The following is a 15,762-nucleotide window of genomic DNA, read 5'->3' as shown; positions in this document are numbered from 1 at the left end:
GGGCACGACATGACATTCATCGCGATGAACCGCTTTCAGGTGAAACCCGGCCACGAGGCCGACTTCGAACGCATGTGGGCCGAGCGCGAGAGCCATCTCGCCGAGGTTCCGGGCTTTCGCGAGTTCCGCCTGCTCAAAGGGCCCGAGGGCGAGGGGCACAGGCTCTATTCCAGCCACGTGATCTGGGACAGCCGCGACGCCTTTGACGCCTGGACCAAATCCGAGGCATTTCGCGCGGCGCACAAGGACGCGGGCAACCGGACGACGCGCGATGCGCTGATGGGACCGCCACAATTCGAGGGCTTCGAGACGGTTCTTGAGGAACATTGACAGACAGGAAGGGCGCGCAATGGAGATGGAGAAGTCGATCAATGTGCTGGGCGGGACGCTGTCCCACTGCTCCAGCGACCCGGTCACCGGGTTCTTCCGCGACGGGCATTGCAACACCTGCACGCAGGATCACGGCAGCCACACGGTCTGCGCGCTGATGACCGCCGAATTCCTCGCCTATTCGAAATATGTCGGCAACGACCTGAGCACCCCGCGCCCCGAATTCGGCTTTGCCGGGCTCAAACCCGGCGATCAGTGGTGCCTGTGCGCCGCGCGTTTCCTGCAGGCCCATGACGAGGGCTGCGCGCCACAGGTGCGGCTCGACGCGACGCATCAGCGCGCGCTCGACATCGTGCCGCTGGACGTGCTGCGGCAACACGCGCCGGCGTAACCAGAGGCTTAACAAGGCGAGGGGCGGTTCGCGCCGCCCCTCGCCCGCCGATCAGCCACCGGTCTCGATATCAAAGCCCAGATGCTTGGCGACGGTGAAGATGTCCTTGTCACCACGCCCGCACATATTCATCACCAGAAGATGATCTTTCGGCAGGTCGGGCGCGATCTTCATCACATGGGCGAGCGCATGGCTCGGCTCCAGCGCCGGAATGATCCCCTCCGTTGCACAGCTCAGCTGAAACGCCTCCAATGCCTCCTTGTCGGTGATCGAGACATATTGCGCGCGCTTGGTTTCATGCAGCCAGCTATGCTCGGGGCCGATACCGGGATAATCGAGACCCGCCGAAATCGAATGCCCTTCGAGGATCTGCCCGTCATCATCCTGCAAGAGATAGGTCCGGTTGCCGTGCAGCACGCCGGGGCGACCCCCGGTCAATGAGGCGCAATGCTCCATCCGGTCGTCGACACCGTGGCCCCCGGCCTCGACCCCGATTATGCTCACTTCCTTGTCGTCGAGAAACGGATAGAACAGCCCCATGGCGTTCGACCCGCCGCCGATCGCGGCCACGAGCGTGTCGGGCAGACGGCCCTCGGCGGCCTGCATCTGCTCGCGCGTCTCCTTGCCGATGATCGACTGGAAATCGCGCACCATCGCCGGATAGGGATGCGGCCCCGCCACCGTGCCGATGCAGTAAAACGTGTCGCGCACATTGGTCACCCAGTCGCGCAGCGCGTCGTTCATCGCATCCTTCAGCGTGCCGCGCCCGGAGGTGACCGGCACCACCTCGGCCCCAAGCAGGCGCATGCGGAACACGTTGGGCGCCTGCCGCTCGACATCATGCGCGCCCATGTAGACCACGCATTGCAACCCGAACTTGGCGCAGACCGTGGCGGTGGCAACACCGTGCTGACCGGCCCCCGTCTCGGCGATGATCCGGCTCTTGCCCATGCGGCGCGCCAGGATGATCTGGCCCAGCACGTTGTTGATCTTATGCGCGCCGGTGTGGTTGAGCTCGTCGCGCTTGAGGTAAATCTTGGCCCCGCCCAGATGCTGCGTCAGCCGGTCGGCATAATAGAGCGGCGAGGGACGGCCCACATAATGGGTCCACAGATCATGCATCTCGTCCCAGAAGCTCTGATCGGTCTTGGCATGCTCGTACTGCTCTTCGAGCTCCAGAATGAGCGGCATGAGGGTTTCCGACACGAACCGCCCGCCGAAATCGCCAAACCGGCCTTTCTCGTCGGGGCCGGTCATGAAGGAGTTGAATAGATCGTTGGCCATGAGATACGCCCCTTGTTTGCTTCCGCATGTCCTAGTGCGAGGACAGGGCGAGGGCAAGGGAAAGGCGTTTGCAAACGCCTTTCAACGCGGTTTCGAAACCGCGTTCCAAGCCGCTTGCAAGCGGCTTGGCCAAGGGATTTGAAAATCCCTTGGCCCCTGCACCCGGCGCAGGGGCATGGAATTGCAGAACACGACAAAGTGCCGCCCGTTCTCGATCACCTGAAATCCGCGCCGCTCGACCTCGTACAGGAACAGGTCGCGCCCTGCTATGCGCTCCACATCGCGGATCTGACGTTTCACGACGCCACCGCGCCGCGCCTCGGGTGAGTCGAGGAACTGCGCAAGCCACGTCTCGGGGCTCAGATGATCGGGCGGCCATGTCATGACCGCCATCTGACCCGATCCTGGTTAAGCGTCGGTTAAACCGCGCGCGTTATCAATGAAGGCACGGATCAGCCTGGCGTCCTTGATTCCCGGGGCACGCTCCACCCCCGACGACACGTCAAGCTGCCTGGCGCCAGTGCGCGCCACTGCCTGCGCCACGTTGTCGGGCGTCAGCCCGCCCGCCAGCAGCCACGGCAGCGGCCAGTCCCGCCCCTCGATCAGCCGCCAGTCGAAGGCCAGCGCATTGCCGCCCGGGCGCGTGGCCCCCGGTGGCGGCTTGGCGTCGATCAGCAGCTGATCAGCCACCTCGGCATAAACGTCGATCTGCGCCAGGTCCGCCGCCTCGGCCACGCCGATGGCCTTCATCACCGGCAGGCCATAGCGCGCCTTGATCTCGGCCACCCGCGCGGGGCTCTCCTCGCCATGCAATTGCAGGAAATCCAGCGGCACCCGATCCGTCAGCGCATCGAGCGTGGCGTTGTCGGCATTGACCGTCAGCGCCACCTTGGCCACGCCCGGCGGCACGTCAAGCGCCAGCGCGCGCGCCGCGTCCACCGTCACATGACGCGGCGATTTCTCGAAGAACACGAACCCGACATAGGCCGCGCCCGCCTCAACGGCGGCAGCCACGTCGCCCGCAGCGGTCAGCCCGCAGATCTTGACGCGAATATCGGTGCTCATGGGCGCGGGTTTAACTCGCCTGGTCGAGAAGCGCCAGAACCTCGTCCTTGTCCTTGTGCTTCTCGCCCTTCAGCCGCTTGACCTCGGCGCGCAGGCTGGCCAGTTCACGCGCCTGCCTTGCGGCAGCGGCACGCTCTCCAGCCTCGCGAATCCATTCCCAGATGAAGCCCACGATCAGCCCCGCCAGAATACCGCCAAAGATCACCACGAAGAGCGGCATGTCATAGGTCGGGTTGAGCGCGGCAAAGCCTGCCAGCTCATCGGGCAGCACGCGCAGGGTGACCACCCCGCGATTGGCCAGCGCGATCAGCACGAGGGCAAGCGCGAAGACAGCGATGGAGGCGTAGCGAATATAGCGCATGGATCACTTTCCGTTGAGCCGGTCACGCAGCAGCTTGCCGGTCTTGAAGAAGGGTACGAATTTCTCGTCAACATGCACGCTTTCGCCGGTGCGCGGATTGCGACCGATCCGCGCGTCGCGCTTTTTCACCGAGAAAGCGCCAAAGCCGCGCAACTCGACCCGGTTGCCGCTGGCCAGCGCATCGGTGATCTCGCTGAAGATGGTGTTCACGATACGCTCGACATCGCGCTGATAGAGATGCGGATTCTCGTCGGCAATTTTCTGAATCAGTTCCGATCGGATCATCGGTGGTCTCCCCCGGCCATTCTCTTGAGTGCTTGGCAGTTGCAGGCGACTATATCCAGAATGGCGCGAAACCCAAACAGAAAGCCGGGGCCAAGAGCCGGATAACTATGAAATATTTCCCGTACCCGACAGGTTTTGCACTGGAATGCGGCTTTGCGGCCCCGGTGCCGCAGCGCGGCACCGTGCTGCCGCGCGGCACGCCCGAGATGATTCGCAGGTAGCAAGGCCATGCCGACAGGACCGGCGAAGTGGTGGACATTGCTGCCCGCCGGACGCATGGTCCGCGCAATCGCAAAAGGGACGACATGTGGCGCGCAGGCAGATCATCATAGACACCGATCCCGGACAGGATGACGCCGTGGCGATCCTGCTGGCACTGGCCGCCCCCGAGGCAATCGAGGTGCTGGGCCTGACCTGCGTCGCGGGCAATGTGCCGCTCGAACTGACCGCGCGCAACGCCCGGATGATCTGCGAACTGGCCGGGCGCCCCGATCTGCCGGTCTGCGCGGGCTGTGATCGTCCCATCGGCCGCGATCTGGTCACCGCAGAACATGTGCACGGGCAAGGCGGCCTTGACGGCCCCGACCTGCCCGCGCCGCGAATGCCCCTGCATGCAGACCATGCCGTGGATTTCCTGATCGACACCCTGCGCAACCGCGCGCCGGGCAGCGTCACGCTGGTGGCCCTCGGGCCGCTGACCAATCTCGCCACCGCCTTCACCCGCGCCCCCGACATCGTCGGGCGGGTGCGCGAGATCGTCCTGATGGGCGGCGCGCATTCTACCCTTGGCAATGTCACCCCGGTGGCCGAGTTCAACATCCACGTCGATCCCACCGCCGCCGATATCGTGCTGCGCGCAGGCGTGCCCGTGGTCATGGCTCCCCTCGATGTCACGCACAAGGCGCTGGTGACCCCCGCCCGCAACGCCGCGCTGCGTGCCTTGGGCACCCCCGTGGGCCGCGCCGTGGCCGATCTCACCAGCTTTTTCGAGCGCTACAACCCTGCTCGCTACGGCGGCGAGGGCGGCCCGCTGCATGACCCCTGCACCATCGCCTGGCTCTTGTGTCCCGATCTTTTCACCTCCCGCGCCGTCAACGTGACGGTCGAGACACAATCGGACCTGACCCTTGGCATGACCGTGATGGACTGGTGGGGCGTCACCGGTCGCGCGCCCAACGCAAAGGTGCTACATGATATCGACACCGACGGGTTCTTTGACCTCCTGACAGAAAGGCTGGCCACGCTATGACCGCACTCACCCTGGCCCGGCCCGATGACCTGGAGCGGCTGACCCCGCTGGTGGCGGCGTTTCACGACGAGGCAGGCATCGTGCAGGACGACACCACCCGGCGCGCCGCCCTTACCCCCCTGCTCGAGGGCAGCCCGCATGGCGTGGCCTACCTGATCGGGCCGGCCCGCGCGCCCATCGGCTATGTCATCCTCAGCTTTGGCTGGTCGATGGAGTTCGCCGGGATGGTCGGCTTCGTCGATGAGATCTACATCCGCCGCGCGGTGCGCGGGCGCGGCATCGGATCGGAAGTGCTGAGCAACCTGCCCAAGGCGCTGGCCGGGGCGGGATTACGCGCGCTGCATCTCGAGGTCCGGCGCGACAACGCCTCCGCTCTGGCATTCTATGAACGTCTGCGCTTTGCGCCGCGCGACGACTACATGTTGATGACCCGCATCTTCGACTGACCGCAACCGACCCTGCACGCGCTCAGGCTGCGCGGGTTCCTGCCTGTTTCACCGACGCAAATACCCGATTTTCGCACAACCCTTGCGCGTTGAGCGACGAGGCGCACACTGTCAAGATGATGTTCAAGACGTGCAACGGTCGCTGGCCGGACCTGCACGACCGTCGCCCCTGCCCGGGCGGCACCTCAAAGCCAGAGCCGAAAGTGACTCAGCGAAGGGATTTAAATCATGGTTAAAATCATACTCAACGGAACCGAAACCGAGGTCGGCGACGACCCCACGATGCCGCTCCTGTGGGCGATCCGGGACCTCGCCGGGGCAACCGGCACGAAATACGGCTGCGGCGTGGGCCTGTGCGGCGCCTGCACCGTCCATGTCGACGGCAAGGCCGAACGCTCCTGCCAGTTCACGGTCGGCGATGCCGAGGGCCGCGAGGTGACCAGCATCGAGGGTCTTGATCCATCGGGGGACCACCGGCTTCAGGCCGCCTGGCGCGAGTTGAACGTGCCGCAATGCGGCTTCTGCCAGGCCGGGCAGATCATGCAGGCTGCATCCCTTTTGGCCGAGAACCCGAAACCGACCGATGACGAAATCCTGAGCGCGATGTCGGGTAATGTCTGCCGCTGCGGCTGTTACCAGCGGATCGTCGCGGCCGTTCGTCTCGCAAGCACGGGGAGCTGAACCATGCTGAAATATCTTGAAACCACAACGGATGACACCGCAACAGAGGTGCATCTGAGCAAGCTGTCGCGCCGCGGCTTCCTGGGCATTGCCGGGGCCTTCACACTGGCCGCCTATGGCGGACGCGCCGAGGCGTTCGAAACCTACAAGACCGGGGCGGCGGCGATGCCGCGCGGCATCGTCGATGACCCGCTGGTATTCGTGTCGATCGACAGCGATGGCACGGTCACGCTGGTCGCGCACCGCTCTGAAATGGGCACCGGCATACGCAGTTCGATCCCGATGGTCATCGCCGACGAGATGGAGGCCGACTGGGCCCGCGTCACCATCGTGCAGGCCCCGGGGGACGAGCCGAAATACGGCAATCAGGACACCGACGGCTCGCGCTCGATGCGCCATCACATTCAAGCCGCGCGCCGGATGGGCGGCGCGGTGCGCACCATGCTGGCCCGGGCCGCAGCCGACGGCTGGGGCATTGACCCCGCCGATGTGACGGTCGAGATGCATCAGGTCAAAGCACCCGATGGCCGGACCCTCGGCTTTGGCGACCTGGCCGAGACGGCGATGGCGCAGCCCGTGCCCCCCCATGAAGAGATCGCCTACAAGACCGATGCGGAATTTCGCTACATGGGCAAGGGCGAGGTGCAGATCACCGACCTGCGCGACATCACCACCGGTGACGCCGTCTACGGTGCCGACGTGATGCTGGAGGGGATGAAGACCGCCCTCATCGCGCGCCCGCCCGTGGTGGGCGGCAAGGCAAAATCCTTTGACGCCTCCAAGGCGCTCGAGGTGCCCGGCGTGGTCGCGGTGCATGAACTGCCCTATGGCGGGCTGGCGCAGAAATTCGCGCCGCTCGGCGGTATCGCCGTGGTGGCCGACAATACCTGGGCCGCCACCAAGGGCCGCGACGCGCTTGAGATCGAATGGGAGGCCGGGCCGCATGGCGACTACACCTCGGCCCCGTTCATGGAAGAGATGAAGGCGACGGCCGAAAAGCCGGGCACGGTGGCCCGCGACAAGGGCGACATCGAGGACGCCTTTGCCAAGGCCGCCCGGACCTTCGGGCAGACCTATACCCAGGCCCACATGGCCCATATCCCGATGGAGCCGCCGGCGGCGGTGGCGCATTACACCGGCGACGCGCTCGAAATCTGGGCCCCGGTGCAAAGCCCCTATACCGCCCGGCTCGACACCGCCAAGGCCCTCGGGCTGGACCCCGAACAGGCCAGGCTGAACGTCACCCTTCTGGGCGGCGGCTTTGGTCGCAAATCCAAGGCCGATTACGTCACCGAGGCGGCACTTCTGTCGCGCGAGGTCGGCGCACCGGTGCGGGTGCAATGGACCCGCGATGACGATGTGCGCCACTCGTTCTACCACACAACCTCCGCCGAACGGATCGAGGTGGCGCTCGATGACGCGGGTCAGGTCACGGGCTGGCGACACCGCTCGGTCGCCCCGTCGATCAAGAGCACCTTTGCCCCCGACGACGGCCTGCCCATGCCGCTCGAACAGGGCATGGGGATGACCGACCTGCCTTTTGATATTGCCAATATCCGCTGTGAAAGCGGCAAGGCCATGGCGCATACCCGGATCGGCTGGTTCCGCTCGGTGTCGAACGTGCCGCATGCCTGGGCCGTGGGCTCTTTCGTGGGCGAACTGGCGCATGAGCTGGGCAAGGATCAGCGGCAGATGTGGCTGGACCTGATCGGCACCCCGCGCGTCATGGACCCGAAGGCCGATGGTCTGCCCGAAGACTTCTGGAACTATGGCGAGCCGATGCAGGAGTTCCCCATCGAAACCGGGCGACTGGCCGAGGTTCTCAATCGCGCGGCGGACGGGATCGGCTATGGCCGGGACCTGCCCGAGGGCGAAGGCATCGGCCTCGCGGTGCATCGCAGCTTCGTCTCCTATGTCGGCTGTGCGGCGCGGGTTAAACTGGTCGATGGCCGTATCACCGTCCCCGAGATGCACCTCGCGATCGACTGCGGCTTTGCCGCCAATCCCGAGCGTATCGAAAGCCAGATGCAGGGGGCTGCGGTGATGGGCATGACGCTGGCACTGCATTCGGGCATCACCTTTGAAAACGGCGCGGTGGTGCAGTCGAATTTCTACGATTACGACGTGGTGCGCTCCGACAACTACCCGCGCAACGTCGTCACCCATATCGTCGACCATCCGTTCTCGGTACACGCCACCGGCGTGGGAGAGCCGGGTGTGCCCCCGGTGGCACCTGCGCTTGCCAATGCGCTGTTCGCCGCCACCGGCACGCGGCGGCGCAGCCTGCCCATGGGCGTCGAGGTGTAAAAAACGACCGGGCCCCGCATCGGCGGGACCCGGCCACATGCGAGCCCGGCCATGTCGGCGTTTGCGTTTGGCGCAGACGCAACTATGTATGACAGTATGACGCTGCAGATACCTTTCGATAACAGCTATGCCGCCCTGCCCCCGCGGTTCTACACCCGGCAGACGGCCGTGCCCGTGCGCGCACCGCGCCTGATCCGGTTCAATGCAGCGCTTGCCGATGATCTGGGGATCGACGCCGCCGATGAGGCCGCACTCGCGCAGGTCTTTGCGGGCAACGCCGTACCCCCCGGCTCGGACCCGCTGGCACAGGTCTATGCCGGTCATCAGTTCGGCGGGTTCTCACCGCAACTGGGCGACGGTCGCGCACTCCTGCTGGGCGAGGTTGTGGACAGCAACGGCCAACGCCGCGACATTCAGCTCAAAGGTTCCGGCCCCACGCCCTACAGCCGAATGGGCGACGGGCGCGCCTGGCTCGGGCCGGTGCTGCGCGAATACGTGGTCTCGGAGGCGATGCATGCGCTTGGCCTGCCCACCACCCGCGCCCTCGCCGCCGTCGAGACCGGAGAGCCGGTCTACCGCGAGACCGGCGGCATGCCCGGCGCGGTGCTGACCCGCGTCGCCGCAAGCCATCTGCGCGTCGGCACGTTCCAGTATTTCGCCGCGCGCCGCGATATCGAGGGGCTGCGCGCGCTCTACGACTATACCGTCACCCGCCATTACCCGCAGATCGAGGGCCCCGCCCATCTGCTGGCCGAGGTGATCCGCCGGCAGGCCAAGCTGATCGCGGGCTGGCTCTCGGTGGGCTTCATCCACGGCGTGATGAACACCGACAACACCGCGATTTCCGGCGAGACGATCGATTACGGCCCCTGCGCCTTCATGGACACCTATCACCCGCACCAGGTATTCAGTTCCATCGACGCGCATGGGCGTTACGCCTATGACAACCAGCCGCATGTGATCGTCTGGAACATGGCGCAATTCGCAACTGCCCTTGTGCCGCTGATGCCCGACCAAGACGCCGCGATCGAGGAATTCACGGCCCTTGTCCATGCCATGCCCGACCAAATCGAGACCGAGTGGCGGCGCAGCTTTGGCCGCAAGATCGGCATTGAGAATGCCAGCGCCGAGGACGCCGCCCTGGTCGATGACCTGCTCACGCGCATGGCCGAAGGGCGGGCGGATTTCACCAACACCTTCCGCGGCCTTCTCGACGGCACCGCGCGCGATCAGTTCCTTGAGCGCGACGCTTTTGACACATGGGCCGAAGGCTGGCGCGCGCGGATTGCGAACGAACGCGATCCCGAGGCGGTGATGCGCGCCGCCAACCCCGCCCTCATCCCGCGCAACCACCGGGTAGAGCAGATGATCGACGCGGCCGTCTCGGGCGATTACGCACCGTTCGAGCGGCTTTTGTCGGTGCTGGCAAACCCCTTTGACGATCAGCCCGACGCGGCCGATCTCACACGCCCGCCCGAACCTGCGGAGGTGGTGCGCGCCACGTTCTGCGGCACCTGATCACTTGTCGCGCAGCCGCCGGAACAGGCGCGGGTTGCGGCGGATGAATTCGTCGATCACGCCGGTGAACCCGCCATAGGCCTGCCCCTTGAGATAGGCAAAGCCCGACGCGGCCCCCAGCCCCGCCCCGATCATGTCGATGATCAGATCGCCCATCGTGTCCATCAGCCCGGATTTCTGCATGTTCATGCCGAATATCTGGTCCATGCCGAACTCGAAAATTTCCCATAGCGCACCGATGGACAGCCCGAAGCAGAAGGCAAAGAACGCCACCGCCCAATGCGGCGCGGCATAACGGTCGCCCTGGAACATCATGAAGACCAGCACAAAGCCGATCAGCCCGAACCCGATCGCCGAACCCGCATGCATCACGATGTCCCACCACCAGAAGCGCTCGTAGAAATCGAGCACCTCCCCGGCAAAAAGCGTGGCCCCGACAAACACCACGATGGCGGTGAGGAAACTGGGCGGCACGTCGATCTCGGCCCATCTCGCCACCACCACAGGGGCCATCGACAGCGCCAGCGTGGCCAGCGCGATGAAGGCCAGCGACCACTCCCCTGTCACCAGAGCATCGAGCGCGATCAGCCCAAGCGCCATCCAGATCAGCCGGGTCAGCAGGGTCTGGCCGGAAAACATGCTGCCTCCTGTCATTTTTCGATGCTATCAGGGGATAATGAGGGCGTCGATGATCCGGATTGCAAGTTATAACCTTCAGAAATGTGTCGGGCTCGACCTGCGCCGCAGGCCGGACCGCATCCTCAACGTGATCGCTGACCTCGCCGCGCAGGTGGTCGTCTTGCAGGAGGCCGACAAGCGCCTTGCGCCCCGCATGGCCGCCCTCCCGCACGAGATGGCCGAGGCCGAAGGCTGGCATGTGGTGGAATTCGGCCAGCCCGGCGGCTCGCTCGGCTGGCATGGCAACGCGATGCTGCTACAGCCCGGCCTGCGGGTGATCGAAACCCAGCATATCGAGTTGCCGGGGCTCGAGCCGCGCGGCGCGGTGCGGGCCGATCTGGATACGGATCTGGGGCCGCTGCGCGTGGTCGGGTTGCATCTGGGACTGGTGCGGCGCCACCGGCTGTTGCAGGTGGCGGCCATCATGCGGGCCTTGGCGCGGCTGGCGCCCTGCCCCACCGTGCTGGCGGGCGATTTCAACGACTGGCGCGGCGGGGCGGCACTTGATGCCGCCGCGAAAGGGGTCGGGTTCGTGGCCACCGGCCCCAGCTTTCCGGCCCCGCGCCCGGTGGCACGGCTCGACCGACTGGCGCTCAGCCCCGATCTCGAGGCTCTAGCCACGGGCGTCCACGGCGCGCGCCCCGCGCGCGTGGCGTCCGATCACCTGCCGGTCTGGGCAGATGTGGCCAGACGGTGAGTTTGGTCTGACGCGGACATCCGATTGGAGTACCCTGCGCGATACGCGGCCGTAAGGCCGCCGCGCATCGCCGGGCCGCCCCCCGGGCACGGCGATTTGGCTGCAACCTGCTCTGCGCTCGGATGTTGTTCGGACTTGGTTAATATAAAGCGCTTCAAAACTGAGGTTGGATCGCCGCACCGCGGCCCGACGATGCGCGGCTCACGGCAACGGCAGCCTCAGGCCAATTCCCCCAGCCTACGCCGCGTTCGACCGGGCCCGGCCGCCACCGCCGCCGCCACCGCGACGCCGACCGCCTCCGGGTTTGCCCTGCCCGGCACCGCCGCCAAAGCCACCGCCGCCGCCACCGTGACGACGCGGGCCGCCACGGCCCTGCGGTTTCTTCTCCTTGGGATCGGGCAGCACTTCCCATGGACGGCCCGAGGCCACCGGGATCGTGGTGCCCAGCACTTTCTGGATATCCTTCAATTCGCCCATCTCGTCCGGCGCGCAGAACGCAATCGCCGCCCCGTCCTTGCCCGCACGCGCAGTGCGCCCGATGCGGTGGACATAGTTGTCGGGGACGTTGGGCAACTCGAAATTGTAGACGTGTTTCACATCCGGAATATCAAGGCCGCGCGCCGCCACATCTGTGGCCACCAGCACCTTGACCTGCCCGTCGCGGAACGCCTTCAAGGCGCGTTCCCGCTGGCCCTGGCTCTTGTTGCCATGGATCGCGGCGACGGAAAATCCGGCCTGCTCCAGCTTGCGCGCCAGCTTGTCCGAGCCGTGCTTGGTGCGGCCAAAGACCAGCGCCAGCTCGCCCTTATGCTTGCCCAAAAGCTCGATCAGCAGATCGGGCTTGGCCGCCTTGGCGATGAAATGCACCTCCTGGGTGACCTTGTCGGCGGCCTTGCCCGGAGGGCTGACCTGCACCCGCTTGGGATGGGTCAGATAGCTGGCGGCGATCTCTTCCATCTGCTTGGGCATGGTCGCCGAAAAGAGCATGGTCTGACGCTCGGCGGCCAGCAGCCCCGCGATCCGGCGCAGCGCATGGATAAAGCCCAGATCGAGCATCTGATCGGCCTCGTCGAGCACGAGGAACCGCGCCGTATCAAGCCGCACGGCGCGCCGGTCAATAAGGTCGAGCAACCGGCCCGGTGTCGCCACCAGAATATCCGTGCCCTGATCCAGCCGCTTGATCTGCGGATTGATCGAGGCGCCGCCGACCACAAGGTTGATCTTGATCGGGCTGTCCTTGACCAGCGGCAAAAGCGCATCGCGGATCTGCCCCGCCAATTCGCGCGTCGGCGCAAGGATCAGACTGCGGATCGTCTTGGGCGCAGGCTTGCCCGGCGCCTCCATCAGCGCGGTGATCAGCGGCAGGCCAAAGGCCATGGTCTTGCCGGTGCCGGTCTGCGCAAGGCCGAGGACGTCATGACCGTTCATCGCATACGGGATGGCATGGGTCTGGATCGGGGTGGGTTCGGTAATGCCGGTCGCGGCCAGCTTGCGGGTGAGCGATTGGGGCAGGCCCATTTCGTCAAAGAGGTTCAAATCGTATCCTTTCGGGGGCCAGGACATCTGCCCAAAGCCCGGTGCAGGCGGCATAGATCGCCGCCCGGTCGTCGTGGTTGCACCTGACGGGCCAAGACAAAGGGCCGATTGCCCCCGCCTTCCGACAGGTGTTTGGCCCCACGCGTGATTTTGGGAACAGGTCCGCGACATTTCATAAGATGCGCCCCGTCTCAGGGGCCGTGCTGCTCACGCGGCAGGAAATGTCGGTTGAGGTGCATATGGCGGCCTGCCGCGCGAAAGTCAAGCGCTGCGGCACGCATAGCGCATCCGCCGCGCGCGCCCTAGCGGCCCTTGAAGAGACCGCCCAGAATACCGCGCACGATGCGCCGCCCGGTGGTGCCCTTGAGTTCCTTGACCAGCGCCGAGGCGAGCGCCCCCCCGATCCCGTCCGAGCCCGACACCCGGCGCGCACGCCCCGGACTGGCCCCGCCGGAATAGCGCCGCGCGGTGTTGAATTCGCGGGCCTTCTCCTCTTCGGCCTCGGCCTCCACCTCTGCCACTTCGGCCGCTTTCGCCGCCGCCTCGGCCCGCGCAGCGAGCATCTCATGCGCCGAATGCCGGTCGATCGCGGTGTCGTATTTGCCCGCCACCGGCGAGGCGGCAATCAGCGCACGTCGGGTCTCGGGGTCACAGGGGCCAAGCTGCGTCGCAGGCGGGCGAATGAGCGTGCGCTCGACCACCCCCGGCACGCCCTTGCCTTCCAGCATCGAGGTCACCGCCTCGCCCACACCCACGTCGCGGATCGCGTCGCCGGTATCAAACCGCGGATTGGGGCGATAGGTCTCGGCGGCGCGGCGCAGCGCCTTTTGGTCGCGCGCAGTAAAGGCCCGCAGCGCATGCTGAAAGCGGTTGCCCAATTGCCCCAGCACATCCTCGGGCACGTCATCGGGGTTCTGGGTGATGAAATAGACCCCCACCCCCTTGGAGCGGATCAGCCGCGCCACCTGCTCGACCTTGTCCACCAGCACCTTGGGCGCGTCATCGAACAGAAGATGCGCCTCGTCGAAGAAGAACACCAGCTTCGGCTTGTCGGGGTTGCCGACCTCGGGCAGCGTCTCGAAAAGTTCCGACAAAAGCCATAACAGGAAGGTGGCATAAAGCTGCGGCGATTGCACCAGACGGTCAGCGGCGAGGATATTGACATGGCCGCGCCCCTCGGGCGTGACCTGCATCAGATCGGCCAGATCGAGCGCCGGTTCGCCAAAGAAATGCGCCGCCCCCTGGTTTTCCAGCACCAGCAGCGACCGCTGGATCGCCCCCACCGAGGCTGACGCCACATTGCCATAGCGCAGCGATAACGCATCCGCGTTCTCGCCCACCCAGAGCAGCAGCGCCCGCAGGTCATCGAGATCGAGCAGCGGCAGGCCCTCTTCGTCGGCCACGCGAAACGCGATGTTGAGCACGCCCTCCTGCGCATCCGACAACCCCAGCAGACGCGACAGCAAGAGCGGCCCCATTTCGGCAATCGTGGTGCGCACCGGGTGGCCCTGCTCACCGAAGAGATCCCAGAACACCACGGGAAAACTGTCATAGCGGAACGCGTCGAACCCAATGGTCGCCGCGCGCTCGGAAAAGGGCGCGTGCAGCTTGTGCTCGGCGCTGCCCGCCACAGCCATGCCCGACACGTCGCCCTTGATATCCGACAGGATCACCGGCACGCCCGCATCCGAGAACCCTTCGGCGAGGATCTGCAACGTCACGGTCTTGCCCGTGCCCGTCGCCCCGGCCACAAGCCCGTGCCGGTTGGCGTATTTCAGCAGAAGTCCCTGCGGTTCGGAATAGTCCGGCCCGCCGCCGCCTATGAAAATGGAATTGGTCACGGCTCACTACCCTCGTCCAGAAATCGTCACGGCTTGACCATACAAAGTTAACCTTTCTGTGCCAGTCTGAATTCATGCCCGGGGCCGAATGTCCTCTGGGTCCGGGCATTTCCTCCCTGTCAGACTGGCCGCGCCCTCCGGGTGCGGCCTTTTTTCGGGCGCTTGCGACATAGCCTGTTGACGCATGCGGGTTTCTGTCCTAGCGTTCGCTGCAATAACTAAGTCGGCCAGTCCGACGGGGAGAAACAGGAAGGGGGCCGCAAGGCCTCTTTCTTTTTGTCCCGACCACGGTGGGCCGGGCCGACCGGCTCTCCGCGCGAAAACCCGCCACGGGCCGGACCGCGTCCGGTGTTTTGCGCCTGACAGCGCGCGGATGACATGTTAAATCGCACCAAATCAACCGACCATGTAATGGGGAACCAATGTCCAAGTTCATTTCACGCCTGTCCATCGCTGCCCTGCTCGCTCTTGGCACCACCGTCGGCGCGCAGGAGGCAGAGGCCCCTGCCGAACCCGCGCAAGGCACAGAACAGACCGAACCGGATACCGGCAGTGCGCTCACCCAGGGGCTCGATACCGGGCGCGAGGTGCAGGAGGACGGCTCTTACATCAAGGAAAGCTTCGACGACTGGCAGCTCAAGTGTTTCCGCAACCAGACCGAAGACACCCCCGAACTGTGCCAGATGTACCAGCTTCTGACCGAGTCCGAAGGCAACCCGGTGGCAGAGTTCAGTCTCTACAAACTGGGCAATGCAGGCAATGTCGTCGCCGGGGCCACCATCGCCGTGCCACTTGGCACGCTGCTCTCGGAAGAGGTCAAGCTGTCGGTCGATGGCGGCAAGGCCAAGAGCTACGCCTATTCGTTCTGCACCATGGGCGGCTGTTTCGCCCGCATCGGCCTGACCCAGCCGGAAGTCGACGCGCTCAAGCGTGGCGTGAAGGCGACCATCCAGATCGTCCCGGCACAGGCCCCCGATCAGACCGTGCGCATCGACGCCTCGCTTGCCGGCTTTACCGCCGCCTATGACGCGGCATCGGAACTGTCGAACTGAGCCGGGCACAGGTCCGATCCAGAACGGGCAAGACATGGCTC

General features: G+C 65.5%; 17 protein-coding genes. 9 read left to right on the top strand and 8 right to left on the bottom strand.

The features are described from left to right. The first annotated feature begins 9 nt into the window (after nucleotides 1–9). Both hmuQ and RID11_RS06405 read left to right on the top strand, forming a co-directional pair. Nucleotides 10–330, top strand: a complete 321-nt coding sequence (gene hmuQ, locus RID11_RS06410) for a heme-degrading protein HmuQ (RefSeq protein ID WP_350136706.1) — start codon at nucleotides 10–12, stop codon at nucleotides 328–330. 19 nt (nucleotides 331–349) lie between these two features. Further along, the gene (locus RID11_RS06405) at nucleotides 350–721 is read left to right on the top strand and encodes a DUF2237 family protein (RefSeq protein WP_350136704.1); all 372 of its coding nucleotides are present in this window, start codon (nucleotides 350–352) and stop codon (nucleotides 719–721) included. Nucleotides 722–772: 51 nt separating this feature from the next. Here the strand turns inward: RID11_RS06405 and trpB are convergent, their stop codons facing one another. The 5 genes from trpB to ihfB form a co-directional block, all read right to left on the bottom strand. Continuing rightward, nucleotides 773–2,005, bottom strand: a complete 1,233-nt coding sequence (gene trpB, locus RID11_RS06400) for a tryptophan synthase subunit beta (protein ID WP_350136701.1) — start codon at nucleotides 2,003–2,005, stop codon at nucleotides 773–775. 81 nt (nucleotides 2,006–2,086) lie between these two features. Continuing rightward, entirely contained in the window at nucleotides 2,087–2,398 is a 312-nt protein-coding gene (locus RID11_RS06395) for an N-(5'-phosphoribosyl)anthranilate isomerase (RefSeq protein ID WP_350136698.1), read from the bottom strand. Between the two features lie 15 nt (nucleotides 2,399–2,413). After that, nucleotides 2,414–3,070, bottom strand: coding sequence for a phosphoribosylanthranilate isomerase (locus RID11_RS06390; RefSeq protein WP_350136696.1), 657 nt, complete (start codon nucleotides 3,068–3,070; stop codon nucleotides 2,414–2,416). 10 nt (nucleotides 3,071–3,080) lie between these two features. Beyond that, the gene (locus RID11_RS06385; protein ID WP_350136693.1) at nucleotides 3,081–3,431 is read right to left on the bottom strand and encodes a DUF1049 domain-containing protein; all 351 of its coding nucleotides are present in this window, start codon (nucleotides 3,429–3,431) and stop codon (nucleotides 3,081–3,083) included. A gap of 3 nt (nucleotides 3,432–3,434) precedes the next feature. Then, nucleotides 3,435–3,716 (bottom strand): integration host factor subunit beta, encoded by a 282-nt coding sequence (ihfB, locus tag RID11_RS06380; protein ID WP_050662556.1) that lies wholly within the window; start codon nucleotides 3,714–3,716, stop codon nucleotides 3,435–3,437. 307 nt (nucleotides 3,717–4,023) lie between these two features. Here ihfB and RID11_RS06375 point away from each other — a divergent pair, with 307 nt between their 5' ends. From RID11_RS06375 to RID11_RS06355, 5 genes are all read left to right on the top strand, one after another. Beyond that, nucleotides 4,024–4,965, top strand: coding sequence for a nucleoside hydrolase (locus RID11_RS06375; RefSeq protein ID WP_350136690.1), 942 nt, complete (start codon nucleotides 4,024–4,026; stop codon nucleotides 4,963–4,965). After that, a complete protein-coding gene (locus tag RID11_RS06370) occupies nucleotides 4,962–5,411 on the top strand; it encodes a GNAT family N-acetyltransferase (RefSeq protein ID WP_350136688.1) in 450 nt (149 codons plus the stop codon). Before RID11_RS06375 ends, RID11_RS06370 begins: the two co-directional genes overlap by 4 nt. Nucleotides 5,412–5,639: 228 nt before the next feature. Continuing rightward, entirely contained in the window at nucleotides 5,640–6,092 is a 453-nt protein-coding gene (locus RID11_RS06365) for a (2Fe-2S)-binding protein (RefSeq protein WP_350136685.1), read from the top strand. Between the two features lie 3 nt (nucleotides 6,093–6,095). Beyond that, the gene (locus RID11_RS06360; protein ID WP_350136683.1) at nucleotides 6,096–8,399 is read left to right on the top strand and encodes a xanthine dehydrogenase family protein molybdopterin-binding subunit; all 2,304 of its coding nucleotides are present in this window, start codon (nucleotides 6,096–6,098) and stop codon (nucleotides 8,397–8,399) included. A 96-nt stretch (nucleotides 8,400–8,495) separates the two neighbouring features. Continuing rightward, on the top strand, nucleotides 8,496–9,917 hold the full coding sequence (locus RID11_RS06355) for a protein adenylyltransferase SelO (protein WP_350136680.1): 1,422 nt from the start codon (nucleotides 8,496–8,498) through the stop codon (nucleotides 9,915–9,917). Here the strand turns inward: RID11_RS06355 and RID11_RS06350 are convergent, their stop codons facing one another. Continuing rightward, a complete protein-coding gene (locus tag RID11_RS06350; RefSeq protein WP_350136678.1) occupies nucleotides 9,918–10,556 on the bottom strand; it encodes a DUF2238 domain-containing protein in 639 nt (212 codons plus the stop codon). Between the two features lie 49 nt (nucleotides 10,557–10,605). Between RID11_RS06350 and RID11_RS06345 the strand changes: the two genes are divergently transcribed. After that, nucleotides 10,606–11,292 carry an endonuclease/exonuclease/phosphatase family protein gene (locus tag RID11_RS06345; protein WP_350136676.1) on the top strand — a complete coding sequence of 229 codons (687 nt, stop codon included), beginning with the start codon at nucleotides 10,606–10,608 and terminating at the stop codon, nucleotides 11,290–11,292. A gap of 237 nt (nucleotides 11,293–11,529) precedes the next feature. Here the strand turns inward: RID11_RS06345 and RID11_RS06340 are convergent, their stop codons facing one another. Both RID11_RS06340 and RID11_RS06335 read right to left on the bottom strand, forming a co-directional pair. Continuing rightward, nucleotides 11,530–12,828, bottom strand: coding sequence for a DEAD/DEAH box helicase (locus RID11_RS06340; protein WP_350136674.1), 1,299 nt, complete (start codon nucleotides 12,826–12,828; stop codon nucleotides 11,530–11,532). Between the two features lie 302 nt (nucleotides 12,829–13,130). Further along, nucleotides 13,131–14,669 (bottom strand): helicase HerA-like domain-containing protein, encoded by a 1,539-nt coding sequence (locus RID11_RS06335; RefSeq protein ID WP_350136672.1) that lies wholly within the window; start codon nucleotides 14,667–14,669, stop codon nucleotides 13,131–13,133. A gap of 422 nt (nucleotides 14,670–15,091) precedes the next feature. Between RID11_RS06335 and RID11_RS06330 the strand changes: the two genes are divergently transcribed. Further along, nucleotides 15,092–15,721, top strand: a complete 630-nt coding sequence (locus RID11_RS06330; RefSeq protein WP_350136669.1) for an invasion associated locus B family protein — start codon at nucleotides 15,092–15,094, stop codon at nucleotides 15,719–15,721. Nucleotides 15,722–15,762 lie beyond the last annotated feature (41 nt).

Origin of the sequence: Roseovarius sp. (assembly GCF_040219995.1) — a bacterium.
Classification (GTDB): domain Bacteria; phylum Pseudomonadota; class Alphaproteobacteria; order Rhodobacterales; family Rhodobacteraceae; genus Roseovarius.
Note: the sequence above shows the minus strand (reverse complement) of the source record. Positions and strands in the feature narration are given on the sequence as shown.